10 protein-coding genes are annotated in these 15733 nt (G+C 48.8%); 7 read left to right on the top strand and 3 right to left on the bottom strand.

The features are described from left to right. Positions 1-50 precede the first annotated feature (50 nt). Positions 51-2204 (bottom strand): zinc-ribbon domain-containing protein, encoded by a 2154-nt coding sequence (locus tag Pan241w_RS01360; protein WP_145209830.1) that lies wholly within the window; start codon positions 2202-2204, stop codon positions 51-53. 320 nt (positions 2205-2524) lie between these two features. On the opposite strand from Pan241w_RS01360, the gene Pan241w_RS01355 reads away from it, so the two are divergent. The 4 genes from Pan241w_RS01355 (at position 2525) to Pan241w_RS01340 (ending at position 8722) form a co-directional block, all read left to right on the top strand. Then, entirely contained in the window at positions 2525-3094 is a 570-nt protein-coding gene (locus Pan241w_RS01355; RefSeq protein ID WP_145209827.1) for a YqgE/AlgH family protein, read from the top strand. Positions 3095-3157: 63 nt separating this feature from the next. Next, the gene (locus Pan241w_RS01350) at positions 3158-4123 is read left to right on the top strand and encodes an aldose 1-epimerase (protein WP_145209825.1); all 966 of its coding nucleotides are present in this window, start codon (positions 3158-3160) and stop codon (positions 4121-4123) included. A gap of 20 nt (positions 4124-4143) precedes the next feature. Further along, positions 4144-7299 carry a HEAT repeat domain-containing protein gene (locus Pan241w_RS01345; protein ID WP_145209822.1) on the top strand — a complete coding sequence of 1052 codons (3156 nt, stop codon included), beginning with the start codon at positions 4144-4146 and terminating at the stop codon, positions 7297-7299. A 223-nt stretch (positions 7300-7522) separates the two neighbouring features. After that, entirely contained in the window at positions 7523-8722 is a 1200-nt protein-coding gene (locus tag Pan241w_RS01340; protein WP_145209817.1) for a hypothetical protein, read from the top strand. 13 nt (positions 8723-8735) lie between these two features. Here Pan241w_RS01340 and Pan241w_RS01335 read toward each other — a convergent pair whose 3' ends face one another. Then, complete coding sequence (locus Pan241w_RS01335; RefSeq protein ID WP_232107323.1) at positions 8736-9551, bottom strand: 3'-5' exonuclease; 816 nt, start codon at positions 9549-9551, stop codon at positions 8736-8738. A gap of 199 nt (positions 9552-9750) precedes the next feature. Here Pan241w_RS01335 and Pan241w_RS01330 point away from each other — a divergent pair, with 199 nt between their 5' ends. Both Pan241w_RS01330 and Pan241w_RS01325 read left to right on the top strand, forming a co-directional pair. Next, the gene (locus Pan241w_RS01330; RefSeq protein WP_145209814.1) at positions 9751-10824 is read left to right on the top strand and encodes an AAA family ATPase; all 1074 of its coding nucleotides are present in this window, start codon (positions 9751-9753) and stop codon (positions 10822-10824) included. 48 nt (positions 10825-10872) lie between these two features. Continuing rightward, a complete protein-coding gene (locus Pan241w_RS01325) occupies positions 10873-12018 on the top strand; it encodes a cysteine desulfurase family protein (protein WP_145209811.1) in 1146 nt (381 codons plus the stop codon). A gap of 85 nt (positions 12019-12103) precedes the next feature. Here Pan241w_RS01325 and Pan241w_RS29235 read toward each other — a convergent pair whose 3' ends face one another. Next, entirely contained in the window at positions 12104-12250 is a 147-nt protein-coding gene (locus Pan241w_RS29235) for a hypothetical protein (protein ID WP_198000254.1), read from the bottom strand. Between the two features lie 1432 nt (positions 12251-13682). On the opposite strand from Pan241w_RS29235, the gene Pan241w_RS01320 reads away from it, so the two are divergent. After that, on the top strand, positions 13683-15491 hold the full coding sequence (locus tag Pan241w_RS01320; RefSeq protein WP_145209807.1) for a flagellin N-terminal helical domain-containing protein: 1809 nt from the start codon (positions 13683-13685) through the stop codon (positions 15489-15491). Positions 15492-15733: the final 242 nt, after the last annotated feature.

The following is a 15733-nucleotide window of genomic DNA, read 5'->3' as shown; positions in this document are numbered from 1 at the left end:
CGTGTCAAAGATGACATACGATTCATCGCCTGATAATCACATCAGGCTGTCTATCTGCTGTATCTATAGTAACCACCGCCCCCAGCCAGAATTACAACTACAACAACCAGCTTAATGATTGCTGTCCAAAAATTGGCATTTGCCGAGAACCCTGAATTACAGTAGGGACAGGGCGCGGTATTACCATGGCCTTCCGCCGTAAATTCCCGATTGCAACTCTCGCAAGTATATGTGTTCTTGCGGGTAATAGGAATACGGGGTCGTGAGAAATTATTTGATGCAACCTGATTGTTCTCTGTTTTTTTATTACAGTGCGGGCAAGGTGCAGTTAGCCCCTGAAAAGAATCGGTCTTGAAGGATCGAGAACAATTCTCGCACGTGTAAATCGTATCGGTATCCTTCAGGCCGCAATGCGGACACTGCGTAAAAAAATGAGAGTCGGATTTATGAGTCTTTTTACACAGCGGACAGGAAAATGTTCGCTGCTTGAGGTGTAAGTTTTCATTCATGCGATTGGGATTCTGATTGGAGAAGGGACTATTCCCCGTCATTGCACCAGGAATTCGTCCGGGAATTCTCCCGGGAAAACCTCGGTTCATGCCTCCTGGAATTCCGGGGTTGCCTCCGCCATTCATAGCCAACTGTTCTGACTTTTTCTTTTCTCGTGGTTTGATCAGGCTCAGATCCTGATCACTGAAGAATTCCGTGATGAACAGTTCTTCTTTTTCCCCCGTATTGATCACAGCGACTGACTTGCCGTACGCCAACCGGACAAACTTACCTTTCAGCTGACGCTTGCTGCGATCGGTCCAGATACGGAATTCGTTTTCTCGCTCTTGGGGTGTGATAGAGAGATCAACTCCCGCTGCTTCTGCAGGAAAAAAATTGCCGGGAATTTCTTTCCTCAAACGTTCCTGAACGTACTCCTGGTCTTCTGCAGAAAAATTCAAATAAGGAAACTCCTGCGTCGCGCCGGTTTTGGTGATAATCAGCGTTACGTTGCCGTCTTCCATTTTCACATAGGAAGCGCCCACGGAATTCCCTGACAGATCGGTCCACTTGCGATGATTATTCACGCGGATGATTTGTTTCAGTTTTGTCGGTGAGAGATCGGGATCGAGGTCTTCGCGATAAACGAGCGGAATTTCGTCCATGCGACCGTGCATTTTCAACGCGTCTCTCAGAAGTTGCAGGTCTTCCTCAATCAGGGTCCCGATATGCACGCGTGCAAAGCCTGTGTTTCGCGTCACAAACATGACTTCGCGGCCGTTGATGCTGCTGAAACGTGCTTCAGACTTCTGGCCTTTTTTATCTGTCCAGACCCGAAAGTCACGCAAGGCGGAAACCAAGGCCGGGTCGATCTCAGTATTGGCTTTGATCACGTCGGGATCGTCATCCTTCGCGAGTGCTTTGGCTTTCTCGCGCATTTCTTCCCGATGTTTTTCCAGCTGCGCTTTGGCTTTTTCCTGCGCCATTTTCAGTGGATTCTCACCGGGCTTGATCGGATTTTTCATCTTGATTGTTGCAGACGGTAATTTAACCGGTGGCCCCCCACTCGAGAGGTTGCCTGCCTTCTCACCCTGATACTCTTTGGGCAAGAACGCCTGCATCTTATTCCTGCGGTGATATTCAATGACCCAATCCAAGTCTTTCTGGCTGAGTTGATCGAGGGGAATCTGCAACACTCCCGCTGGTTCTTTCTGAAGGAGTGCTTTATTCAGGGAAAGCGAAAGAAATTTGGCCTTATATTGTTTTCCATCCTTCAACGTCCATTCACGCACCGTATACGGTTTATAAGACGCTTCCGCCTCCGGCTTAACGGGCAGACTCTTTTCGGGCTGCTTTGTTTCGGGCACCGTTTCCGGTTGCTGCTTTGATTCTGGTAGTACAACCTGTGGTTTACGATATTTAGGTGGCAGGAAGCTCAGTTGTTTTTTTCGTTTGTAATACTCATAGAGCCAGTTCAAATCTTTCACACTCAGTTTTTCAAGCGGTACGCGTACCGTCCCCTGTCCCTCCAGTTTGAGCGTGGCAGTCGGACCCGAAACGCTAATTAATTTTCCCGTCGCTTCGGTGCCATCTCGGTAGGTCCAGGTGCGGACTGTGAAACGTTCGTAACTCTCTTCTGCAACGAGTGCTTGAGAAAGAAAAAATGAACTCACAATCGCACAGAAAAGAACAAATTGTGTTTTTGATGACTTCATTGTGCTCAAACCGTAATAAGAATGTAAAGTAGCCCCTTCCCACGAAGGCTATCGAGCATATCCACCAGAATAGCCAACATCCGTTCAAGTTCAAATAGAGAATTTCGAAAATTTCCAATCAGAAACTCGACCGAAACCCGTAAAAGGCGCAACCCGTTTAATCATCAGAACGAACCGATATAAACAGGGCGATTGGAGCCGGAAAATCTAACTCTGTTTTTTCAGGTTTTGTCCAGTTATAATAGGATTTGTGCAGTCGTCGTTTTTGCGGAATCGACTTTGGGTTTGATTTCCTGAAATCAAGGAGAGTAAATCGCTTTATGTTGAAATCTTTAAAGGGGCATTTTTTAATCGCATCCCGCAAGTTAAATGATCTCAATTTTTATCGATCCGTCGTCCTGATTGTCGAGCACAATGAGCAGGGGGCGACAGGCCTGATCGTAAATCGTCCTTCTTCTTTTTCGGTCACGAATGCGCTTTCAAAATATTTTGATCTACCCAAACTGGAAGACATGGTATTTATGGGGGGGCCTGTCGAGCCGAATGGCATGTTTGCTTTGCACAATGCAAGCGACCTGGAGAAAGCCCAGGAGCCGATTGTGCCCGGCTTATTCATGGGCAGCAGCCCGGAAGTCTTCGAGCAGGTGATCTGGCGGATTTCTGAAGGAGATCCGCACTTGGACTTTCGGATTTTTTTTGGTTGTGCGGGTTGGGCGCCGATGCAACTGGAGTCGGAGATCAATCGGATGGACTGGCTTTACACGCGTGCCACCGTTGAAGATATATTTGAAATCGACGCTTATGACATCTGGGATGCATTAATCAAACGAGCAATGGAGGAACGACGTTTTCTCCCACAAGAGGAAACAGCGCACCCCGAATGGAACTGATGACAGCGAACTGAAGAATTAACACCGCACTCAAATCCAACAATATGAAAAGTAATATTACGTATGACGTCTATTAAAATCACCGATCCGGAAACAGGTTCGTTCGCACATATTTTACCGGAGCTCGGTTTTAACTGTTATCAGTTTCAGGCCATGGTGGATGGTCAGTGTATCGACGTAATCGACTCGCTTCCAGAATTTGAACAAGGCAATCAACGTCCCAGCAGCAGTGGCATCCCGATTTTATTTCCTTTTCCCAATCGAATTGCAAACGCACGTTATAAATGGGAAGGCGTGACCTACGAACTGCCTCCCGAAAAAACCTATCATGACAAAACAGGAAATGCGATTCATGGGTTTTGCCTGGATCTTCCCTGGCGCGTGATTGCCCAGGAAGAATCATTTGCGATTGCCCAGTTTCAGCTGAGCATTGATGGAAAAAACCGTTTGCAATACTGGCCCGGTGACATCTTCATCGAAGTCAAATATGAGGTCAAAGGAGCCACACTACGGGCCGACATCCGCGTGGGAAATCCGGGGACGACTTCTGTTCCCTGGGGGCTGGGAACCCACCCCTATTTCAAAGTCCCTTTATCCGAACAAAGCAGTCCCAAACATTGCCTGATCGAAGCACCGGCAACAGAAGAGTGGGTCTTGGAAGACTGCCTGCCAACTGGTGTTAAAAAAACAATCTCGGAAGCCCATGATCTGCGAGAAGGAGCCTGGCTCGATCAATTGAAACTGGACCACGTCTTAAGTGGGCTGCCGGAAGAAACTGATCAGTATGAAAGTCTGATTATGGATGAGCAGGCAGGGCTGGTGGTGTCTCAGGATTATGATTCCCTGTTCTCAGAACTGGTTGTCTTCACCCCCCCCAACCGGAATTGTGTCTGTCTGGAACCTTATACTTGTGTCACAAACGCCATCAATCTGACCCGACAGGAAGCCGAAACCGGACTGCGGGTCTTACCGCCCGGATCAGAGATGAAAACCTGGATTGAAATCCGCGCCGGTAAAGTGATTGTTTAACTAATGTAGGGAGAAACAGAATGCGATGTCGAAACTGGCTCAGCCTGATTACGGCGCTGATTTCAGCGACGCTCCTGTTGTGGCCCGCAGTTGCTCCAGCGCAGTCAGACAGCTTGCAAAAACAGGACGCTCAACCGCCTTCGAACTCAGCGAACGTCGAGCGTCAACAGCAGCTGATTGAAATTGAACAACGGTTGAAATTATTAAAACGACAGCCCGCACATCAGCCGGCAATCTCCCCCGAAACAGAGTTCTTCCTAATGATTGATAACTCTGTCAAAGATATCATTAGGAACGACAGAAAGAATCAAGCTCACTTTTTTCTGACCCGGCTGACGCTCGTGAATCAAAGCCAGCGCCCTCTCAAACTGATCCGCAATCAGATCAAAGCCACAGTCGACGGAAAAGTTTCTCCGGTTGCGGGACTCCCAAAAATTCTCAATTACCAAAGTGTCCAACTAGGTAAAGTCAACCAGAGATTGAGCAAGCTGAAGTTTGAAGACGAGGTCGAAGTGGCCCCCGGAAAACAGGACAGTCTGTGGGTCGTGCTTTCCGATCTTATTTCAGAGGAACGTATTCCGGATATTGAACTTCAGGCGACGGTAAACGATCAGCGTTTGCAATTGAATGTGAATCGTTTTGAACTGGGAAGAATGCAGTATACCGTGCAATCGATGGGCCCCAGTCAGTGCCTGGCAGAACTGACGATCAGGGGAGAGTTGAATTCGATCAACGTCGGAAGTTTAGTACAGCAGATCGATCAACTTACGGCCGTCAACGTCAAACGATTTGTGATCTATTTTCCCGATCCCAAACCCAATATTGATCTCGGAGTAAAACAGTGGTTGCCTCGTGCAGCAGAACACATTGGAACGAACACCATTATAGAACGACGTTTCCCGGCATTCCCATCCACGGTCACCGAGTTGCACCTTTCCGGTGAAGTATTTAAAGATGTTAAGCCTCGCTATCCAAGCATTCTGCCGACTCAATTCACACATGCAACAGAGGAAGCTGCGATTCACGCTGCCCTCGACAGTGCAATGAAAGTTCTGTCACGGGAAAAAGTAGCAGAACAAATCCGCACAGGGCCGCCCGCTGTGCAAATCGCTGGACTCATCAGTGGAGGTCGGCAACTGACAAACGAAGAACTTCCCTTAGTGCTGGAACGGACTTCGCATCCGAACGAGGAAGTTCAACTGGCAGCCCTGTACGCCCTGCGTTATCTGGGAGAGCCACGCGCTTTTGAACGGCTGACACAAGTCGCTCAAACGCCTCCCGGGCCGAAGTTTGAAATGGCAGTCGCCAGCCTTGCGGAATCCCGCTTTGCGGAAGGCCAGAAGATTCTATTGAAACTATTACAACAACATCCGCCTGAAATTCAGAAAATCATCATTGGTATCATCGCCCAGAGTCCGCGTCCGCAATGGAGTACTACAATTTACAAGTTCCTTGATAGTAAAGATCTGGAGCTGCGCAAAGCGGCTATCAAGGCTCTGGTTCTCAACGGTCACCCACAATTGTTTGATGTATTAACTGATGCCCTGAATTCTCCATACGCCGATCTCAATCAAGTCGCCTTCCAGGAACTGATCAAACGCAAAGACTCTGCGAGTGAAGCACTGGCCATCAATTATGTATTGGAGCAACTACAACAGACTCCCCCGACGCAGGAAATGTTGAAGTTTATTGACCGCTTGAAAGATCCTCGCGCGATTCCGCTCTTGTTTCAACATTTACAGGGCTCAAAGCTTGAAGCAGGCTTGCGCATTTTAACTCTCAAAACACTGGCTTCGATTGGCGATCAGACCATTGACGAGAAGTTTCTGAAATATTATCCGCAAGCGAACTCGACAGAGAAAGTATTAATTCTGTCCTCGCTGCAGCAGCTGGAATCGCCCCACTTTTTTAATCTGGCCGAACAAGCACTGAATGATAAAGAGCAATCCATCGTGAAAGGTGTGATCTCAGGCTTGCGTTCCTCTTCCTCAATCGAAGCCGTCACTATCTTGAACAAGGCCCTTCAAAAGACAGATCAGTCTGGCACATGGACCGGCATCTATTCCGCCTTAATTTCCATTGGTACCCCCGAGGCACGCCACGCCATTATGGAAGCACGGTATACGGGTGACATCGACGCAAGGAAACAAGCGGCTCAGTCTGCTTTGAGCAGCCTTTATCGGAGTTCGCCTGGTAGCCATTTTTATAGAAAAGGAGAATTGCTGCAGAAAAAAAATGAGTGGCAGGATGCGGTTGAAGAATTTCAGGCCGCGATCAGCGTCGATTCTCAACTGGTCCCCGCCTATCTGGGAATTGTGGAGGCAAAATCGTCACTCAAACAATACGCGGAAGCACTTCAGTACGCAGACCGTGGAATTAAAATTGATAAGAAAGAACCACGGCTACATATCGCCAAGGGACGGATCTACATGGAACAGTCCCAAATGGCAGAAGCGACAAAGCAATTTCAGCATGCGATTGATATTGATCCCCAAAACCCATTCGTTTACGCCATACTCGCTTCACATTATTCTCAACTGCGCCAATTCGATAAAGCCATCAAAGCCTGCGACGCTGCAATTGAGATTAATCCGAAATATCTTTTCGCCTACACAATCAAAGCGCAAATTTACAATGAAACCGAACGTTGGGATGAAGCAATCAAAGTATATGATCAGTTAATAATTCAAAATAAAAATTATCTAAGAGCCTATACCGGCCGCGGTCATACTCATTTACAGAAGTCGGATTGGAAGGCCGCACAGAAAGATTTCCAAAAAGCATTTGAGCTTGATAATCGAAGTTCACAGGCGATTACCGGGTTGGCGCTTTGCATGGTTTACAACAAGGAAGAAGAAAAGGCGATCGAGTTTGTCGATGAGCATGCCGATCAGTTCGCCAGAGACGATCTGTTCCAATACAATGCCGCCTGTGTCTTTGGCCGTGTGCTATTCAATCTGAAAGATCAGGCTAAAACTCCTGATTTACAGAAAAAAGTGAAAGCATATCAGGAGAAAGCGATCCAGCATCTGACAAACTCATTCCAGCAGGGATTCGCTGATGTAGAATGGATGCAAAAAGATCCGGACCTCGCTGAATTACGGGAGCTCCCCGCCTTCAAATCGTTGGTAGAAACGATCAAAAAAAACGCCACCAAAACCAAACCGCAGGAGTAACCCCTGCCCTCAAAATAGGGGCTCTGCCCTAACCTGCTGTTTACTCTGGGTTTATCGACAAAGCACAGCAGCCGTTACATCGTCAATCATGTCGAGGAAAAATTGCCGTTTTCCTGTTTCCCGCTTTCTGCTACATTCCCGGCACTCTCTGCCAAACTCCCTTTCGGTGGATTCCACTCCTTTCGCGAAGTTCCATTCGCCTCCCCGTTTCATAGTGAGTCTCATGATGCGTCGTCATCAAATTTTCGCTTATCCTCTGGTGTGTTTAACCTTATTCCCTATTCAACTGCTTCGAGCCGATGAACGGCCCCGTTCCGATCAGCGCGAAACAGCGAAGACTGTGGATCAGTACGATCAATTTTCCGGGGGCAACCTGCCCTACAAGCCTGTCCCAAACGCTTCTGAAACAATCTTAAAACGCTGGTCGGCTGCATCCCGGTTTTTGTCGCCGGTCACCCCTCAGTCAAAAGTGGAAGAATTTAAAAAAGAGAATCAGACGTATTTTACCGGTCATGAACTCGCGCTGATTTCCGAATTTCAGCAACCGGTCACCGCGCAAACATTACTGGATGATTACGAGTGGCACGTGGTCAGACAAAGCAAAGCAAATATCATCCTTCGCGGTCAACCGAAGGATGTTTTGACACGTCATCTCTGTCGCCCGTTCGAATTATCCATCGATCCGCAATCAATGCTGCCGGAATCGTTGACGTTCCTGTCAGACCCAACCAGTCAAAAACAGGGTTTTGGCTCTATCGAACTGACGGCTTTAAAAGTTTCAGCAACCAATGTCGCAATGCATTCAAACGATGCACCACACTTTGTATCCCGCAAAGTGATGAAGGCGATCTTTCCCCAAAACAAAACTCCAGAGCAGCCAGCTTCTGCAACGAGTCCGATTAAGCGCGTCTCGTTTTCCAAATCGAGTTCCGAAAGTAAAAATGAGGCGGAACTGCAGGAAATCGAAAAACTGGTCTCGCGCTGGATTATGGAATCCCAACGGATCGACTCGATACTTCTAGCAAATGGCGTCACGATTCTCGGGCCGGGAGACAACCGACAAGTCACCATACCAGCAAAAGGATATACAAAAGCTGATGGAACGCGAGTCGGTGGCTGGTTGGGATTTCAGGGTTCGCTCCGCCCCTGGTTGATTAAAGTTGACCAGAAATCATTTCTGATCGAATCGTTCACAATTGAACTGGCGACAGATGAGTCAGGTCCCTTAGCGACACGTTTCACCACCTTAAAACTCAAGCCAAACCCTGACGCGTCGTCGCAAACGAACCCTGCAGAAAGATGGGATACGGTCGAAATCGAATTCAGCAGCCGTCAGCCACTGCCCGTTAAAATCACGAAGACCAGGCTCAATTTTGTACAACAGTTTCTGTTGTCAGATATAAAAGTGAAATACGCCGAGTAAAACAGGCCGCGGTTCACTCTTCTGGCGTCTCCCAGTCGCCCCAATGCTCCAGATAGTGCTTGTAGGCCGCGTTTCCTTCCGATTCCCGTTCCAGATACTGATAGGCTTCGGTGACAATCTCCTGCTCTGCCTCGATACTGAGGTGCCCTGTCAGCACGCGCGACCTGAGAAAGACAAAATAGGTATCCAGAACGTCGCAACGACAGTAGTCATTGATCTCCTTGACTTTTCCTTCGTCATACATGGTTTGCACCTGAGATCCGTCAATGCCGGTTTTTCCGGGTTTGCCAATCAGATTCGCCAGCAGGTTCAAGCCGCCGGTAACGCGACCAGCACCAAAATTGGAAAACAGATCCATCAAGTCGAGGTGTGCTGAAGTATTATAACGATTGCGACACTGGTCAAAACTACGCGCCTCGATATTGAACCAATCTGGTAGTGAAATCCCATAGCGATAGGCGGCTAATTCCAGGACCGGCAGATCATAGCCGCGGCCGTTGAAGGTCACAAATGTGGGCTGACCGTAGTGCGACCAGCCTTGCCAGAACTTCTTCGTAATCAGATGGGGACGATAATCGGGCGCGTCAAGAACCGTTAAATCCTGGAGCCGATAATCGGCGGTGATTTTGGCCACAGCAACCGAGATGGGTAGCATAAAGGTCGCAGGGATAAAATCACTGCCAGTCGCTTCGATCTGTTCCGCCTGATATTTCGCCAGAGCAGCCGAGGGAGACAGCTCTTCACCAGGATAACGAACCCGAGAAATCAGGTCGCCATCGGCGATGGCTTCCACGTCAAATACTAGATAGGCAACTTGGGACTGGGACACGTTTTCGCTCGCATTTTGTTTTGTAAGTTATGATAATATCAGCAGTTAACGCATTCACTAACGAACAGGATTTTGACGAAAAGGGGACTGGTTCCCGCGACATGCCGGATGGCCCCTTCCATTCGGTTCTGTTGATAAGTATAAACGATAATAAGAATTTATAGCAGTTTGGTAATTTCTTGATAAGGCTGTGGTGAATATGACCAACCCTGATGATCAACTGGTGGTTCAGGAAGACGCAGAGGCACAACGTGATCTGGAAGCGCAGGCTATTCGCGGTCTGTCGAATGCATATCTGCTGATGCGCGATGAAATCGGCAAAGTGATCATTGGTCAGACGGAAGTCGTCGATGAAATTTTGATTTCGCTATTCAGCCGCGGCCATTGTTTGCTGGTGGGAGTACCGGGGCTGGCCAAAACGCTGCTAGTCAGTACGATTGCCAAGATCCTGCATCTGTCCTTTCGTAGAATTCAATTCACGCCTGACCTGATGCCTTCGGATATTACGGGAACTGACGTTTTGCAGGATGATCCGGAAACGGGCCATCGTTCGTTTCAGTTTATGCAGGGGCCGTTATTTACGAACGTGTTACTGGCGGACGAAATCAACCGTACCCCTCCCAAAACTCAGGCTGCATTATTGGAAGCGATGCAGGAACGGCATGTGACCGTCGGCTCGAATACCTATCGGCTGCCCGAGCCTTTCTTCGTTCTGGCAACACAAAACCCGATTGAACAGGAAGGAACCTACCCGCTTCCGGAAGCACAGTTAGACCGTTTCATGTTTAATGTTGTGGTCAACTATCCTTCCGCTGCAGAAGAACTGATGATTCTGAAACAGACGACAGGCAGCCATAAACCCGACCTGGAAGCCGCGCTGACTGGTCGTCAGATTTTAGCGCTGCAGGAAGTGGTCCGTAAAGTTCCTGTGGCCGAGCATGTATTTGTGTATGCCCGCGATCTGGTGCGGGCAACACGTCCCGTGGAAGCGACGGCTCCCAAGTTTGTCAAAGAATATTTATCCTGGGGCGCCGGCCCGCGTGCGGGTCAGTTTTTAATCCTGGGTGCCAAAGCTCGAGCGATTCTGGAAGGTCGGTTCCACGTTTCGACCGAAGATATCAAATCGGTCGCGCACGCTGTGCTGCGACATCGAATTGTGACCACGTTTCAGGCGGATAGCAAAGGCCTTAAGCCGGACGATATTATTGATATGCTGATTGAACATGTTCCGAATCAGCTTAAAGCGCAGGCACAGGAAGCTGTCAAAGGCTAACAACGACGGCTTCTTCTTCCGCTGGCCACTATGAAATAATGACGTGTCATGTCGATTCCCGCTTCACAACGCATTTTTCTGGATAACAATTCCACGACTCGACTTCTGGATGAAGTCGTGGATCTGGTGGCAGAACAGTATCGGACGCATTATGCGAATCCGGGGAGTGCCCACGCCGACGGACGCCAGGCACGCCGCGTTCTGGAAGATGCCCGCGAATTGATCGCATCACTACTAGGTGCGAAACCGCAGGAAGTGATCTTTACCAGTGGTGGTACGGAGTCCATCAATCTGGCGATTCAGGGTTTTCTGACTGGTGCGCCGGGTGAAATCGCTTTACCGGCGGGAGAGCATCCCGCGACCGTGAATACGATTCGTAGACTGGCGGCCCGGGGTATCAAACAGGCGTTGATACCACTCGATGCAGAGGGCCGACTGCAGACCGAAGCCCTCAATCAGTTCGCCTGGGATCAGATTCAGCTGGTCACATTGGTTTTAGCACATAATGAAACCGGCGTGATCCAGGAAATCGCTCCTTTAGCGACGCTCTGTGAAGAACACCGAATTCCCCTGCATTTGGACTGCGTGCAGGCCATTGGCAAAATTCCGTTTCAGTTTCAGGATTCGGGAGCGACGGCCGTCAGTCTGGCGGCGCATAAATTTCACGGGCCGCGGGGCATAGGTGCGTTGATTGTAAAAGAAGGCGCGCGACTCCATCCGCAGATTGCCGGCGGTCATCAGGAACGCGGCAAACGCGCGGGCACCGAGCCGGTTGCTCTGGCGGCCGGCATGGCACGGGCACTCGAATGTGCGGTCCGCGACAGGGATCAACGCGCGCAACACGTTGCGAAATTGAGAGACCGCCTGCAACAGGGACTCAGCGAACAATGTGAGCCTGTTGTGATCAACGGATCTCAACTACACCGTCTGCCCAACACGTTGAACATTTCATTCCCCGGCCTGGATGGAGAGGCGTTATTGATCTCTCTGGATCTGGCGGGAATTTCGTGTTCGCTGGGCAGTGCCTGTGCCAGTGGTTCAAGAGACCCGGCTCCTGTGTTACTGGCGATGGGCTGCGCAGAGCGCGTCTACCGCTCTGCTGTCCGGTTGAGCCTGTCGTTCCTTAATACGAGCGAGGAAATTGAAGAGGCCATTAGCCGTATCAGCAGAGTGGTCAATCAGCTACGGTCTTAGACTCGCGAACCTGCGGGTAGAGCAGCTGTGCCTGTTTGGCGTTGAGCCACTCTTTCAGCAGACCACGAGGCAGATCGCGGCCGGATTACTCTCCCGGTGCGTCAAAAATGGTGAACTGCGGCAACGGCAAATCCGATTCGCCGAGTTCTTTGAGTTGCGTTTCAATCATTTGGATGCGGCTGGCGATGAGCTCGCGACGGTGCATCCATTTCTCTTCCCAGTTTCGGAACATGGTTTTCAGATTTTCTGATTCTACTGTTGATGTATGACGGGTCTTTTGAATTTTTACCAGTGATCTTCCTAATCGTGAGTGGGCTTCCCTAACCTGATGACTCGTGTGTTGAGGACACAAAGGCATGCGATGCTGCTCCCTAAGGTGTGCGATTCGTTAAAGTGGTCTTCTTAGGATGAATACATCTTGAAAGTGAATTTGATCAGCGCAGGTGAACTATGATTGTTTAAAATTATTCCATCAACTGTGAGCGACATCAATTGTCTATTTATTCAACCACCTGCTGCTGCCTGTTCGCTTTTGGCAAGATATGAAAAATGGATCGTCATTGCCGATCAGAGATCTTGAGCGAGATGCGGCGACTTTTTGCACGAATTCTGGGAGAAGCACAACAGACTAAGTTCATTTGTTACGACCTGCATTCATCAGAACAATTGTTATTAACCCGCATAATCAATAACTCTGCAATAGCAGTCACAAAATGCACGCCATGATTTCAAGCGCGTGTCGAGTTTGATGCTGCCAGGAAGTTCTTTCTGATCTGATCCTCAATGACCGAAGGCTTCATGACAGTAATCCATTTGTTCTTGCCTGAATGAAACGAGGGTTCCTTACTGATCTATAGATTATGGTGCTATTCCATAGATTCTGTTTACGGGAAGTCTTCATTCTGAGATTGCTCCTGCAGCTTCACTTTGAATTGTGAGCAAACTGAAACTGGTTCGTTATATTTTGCGCGATCGGCCTGGCTTCATTACAAAGCTACGAACGATAGGATTCCTGAGAAACACTCCACTGAGAACTTTCTAATCGGAAGTCGCCTGAAACGTCACTTTTTGATCGCGGTCTGTTCTGAAAATGCGTGGGCCATACCGACCGGCTGTCAAACAGGATGGATTGTGACGATTCTAGCCATCCCAAAGCCGGGGCAAGGTCCGGTTAGGCAAGCAGTAGCGATCGTACCGGCTGCCTTAATATTGATATCCCTTTGCGTGTCATGATCGCAAATTTCCTCTCTTACGCTAGGGGAGTTACAGCCGACATTTTGATGAAGGATGGGATAACAGTCACGACTAGTCCTTTCCAGTGTGTGATGACAGAGAGATCGGTTTATTTTCAAAAAAACACCAGAGACACCTAATTTACCCAAAGTAACATTCCGATATCAAAGGAGTGTGGTTGCGCAGCTTCCCTCTGCGTAATCCACAGCGTGATCTGAATCTGGAATGGTTTTGTTATGGAAAGATAAGCCACATCAGTTCGAGAAATCCTGTCAAAATGTATAACAATGATTGGCATTTTGGATTTGACAGGAACGAAAACTAATGTCTGCGAGTGGTTTCAGCATCACTCGGGAACCTAAATCATAAAGTAGCTAAACCCAGTAAATCCCTTGGGAAGCTTTAATTACAAGTGAGAAAGGCTGTTTGCCATGACACGAATTAATACTAACGTTGCCTCGTTGCGAGGTTTGCGTAGTTTAAATAAGTCTACAAATCTTTTGGATACCTCACTGACTCGATTGTCAACCGGTTTGAAGATTAACTCCGGTAAAGACAATCCTTCAGGTTTGATCGCCAGTGAGACTCTGCGATCTCAGGTATCAGCGATTGAGCAATCAATCAAAAACAGTAACCGTGCCAGCAACGTAATCGCGACTGCTGACTCGGCTTTGGGTGAAGTCACCAACCTGTTGAACCAGGTCCGAGGTCTGGTTCAGGAAGGTTTGAACGAAGGTGCTTTGTCACAAGACGAAATTGCGGCGAATCAATTGCAGATTGACACTGCTTTGTCCGCGATCAACCGTATTTCTGCCAACACATCATTCGCCGGCGACAAGCTGATCGACGGAAGTAAGGCATTCCGAACACAGGCTTCGGCAACCGACTCTGCTAAACTGTCCGACTTCCAGGTCAACGAAGCAGTATTTGGTTCCAGCAGCACAATTACTCTGGACGCGACCGTCGTGACAGCCGCTACTCAGGCTAGTTTGGATTATAGTGCTGTTGACGGTGGTCTGGCCTCTGCAACCACGATTGAAGTTGGTGGTGCCTCTGGTAGTCAGGTGTTGTTCCTGGGGGCTTCCAGTTCTCTAGACAACGTTCGTGACGCTGTGAACGGTGTGACCGACATTACGGGTGTGACAGCCACGAAGACGAACAAAGTAGCCAGCAACCTGCTTGTCAACAGTGCTGCTGCAAACTCAGATATTACATTTACTGACGCCCGGTCATCAGATAGTGTCTTAGGTGACACCGGCCAAAACATTCGAATTTCGTTTGTTGACCCGTCTGCTAACAGTGCTAGTGCGAATATCACATTCAACAATACGAATACCGATATTAACATTATTGTCAGCCTGTCAACGCTTGCAAACGGTGATATTTCATCGAATGCGACATCAATCAAAGCCTTACTGGATGGTAATGCTGATACCAACGTTCTGGTCTCGTCGGCCGTGGAAGGTGACGGTTCCGGTGTTGTCGACGCTGCTGCTGCTGCTGCCCTTTCCGGTGGTACCAACGCTTACCTGACATTCAGTGCTTCCAACTATGGTTCTGATGAATTTGTCGATGTGAACGTTCTCTCGGGAACCTTCGATACCGTCGATACCATCGCTTTAGGTAACTCTTTGAAACGTGATATTGGTTCTGACATTGTCGCCCGTATTAACGGTCAGGTTGCTCAGGGCTCTGGTCTGCAGGCTAACCTGCGGTCGCAACAGTTGGACGCTTCGTTCTCTTTCACTGCTGCTGCTAACACCGTAAACAATACTGCCAGTCTGACGATTACTGGTGGTGGTTCACTGTTCCAGATCGGTCAGGACGTATCAGCCGCCGGTCAGGTTGGTATCGGAATTGAAGCTGTGAACACGGCCCGACTGGGTGGTGTTTCCGGTAAGCTGTTCGAATTAGGATCAGGCGGTGGTAAGAGTCTGCTGGACGTCGGTCCTTCGGTCCCTGGTGCTGATTTGGTGAATATCATCGAAGAAGCGGTGAACCGTGTCTCAACACTTCGCGGTCGACTGGGGGCGATTCAGAAGAACGTGATCGAGACCAACGTCTCCTCACTGGGTGTTGCTCTGGAAAACATTTCTGAAGCTCGTAGCCAGATCGTGGATACCGACTTCGCTGTCGAAACTGCGAATCTGACGAAAGCTCAGATTTTGAACCAGGCTGGTATTTCGGTACTGTCGATTGCCAACCAGAACCCACAGCAGGTATTGAGTCTCTTAGGATAATCCTTGAGAGAGTCGGTTACCGACTGACAAATAAGTTAAATTCTAAAACACTACTCATCATCAGATGGGTAGTGTTTTTTATTTATACCCACTGTTCTCCCCATCCCCCCAAAGAACATTTGAGTCAAATACCTCGTTTAAGTCTGATTCTACCCTGATTCAAGAAACTATTTATCTCTCCTCCCGCCGCAGCCGATACAAACAGAATAACCGGCAAAGTCTAGCTAGCGATGCAACCTGGA

It is taken from the genome of Gimesia alba (assembly GCF_007744675.1).
In the GTDB taxonomy this organism is placed as follows: domain Bacteria; phylum Planctomycetota; class Planctomycetia; order Planctomycetales; family Planctomycetaceae; genus Gimesia; species Gimesia alba.
This window is presented reverse-complemented; position numbering and strand designations above follow the sequence as displayed.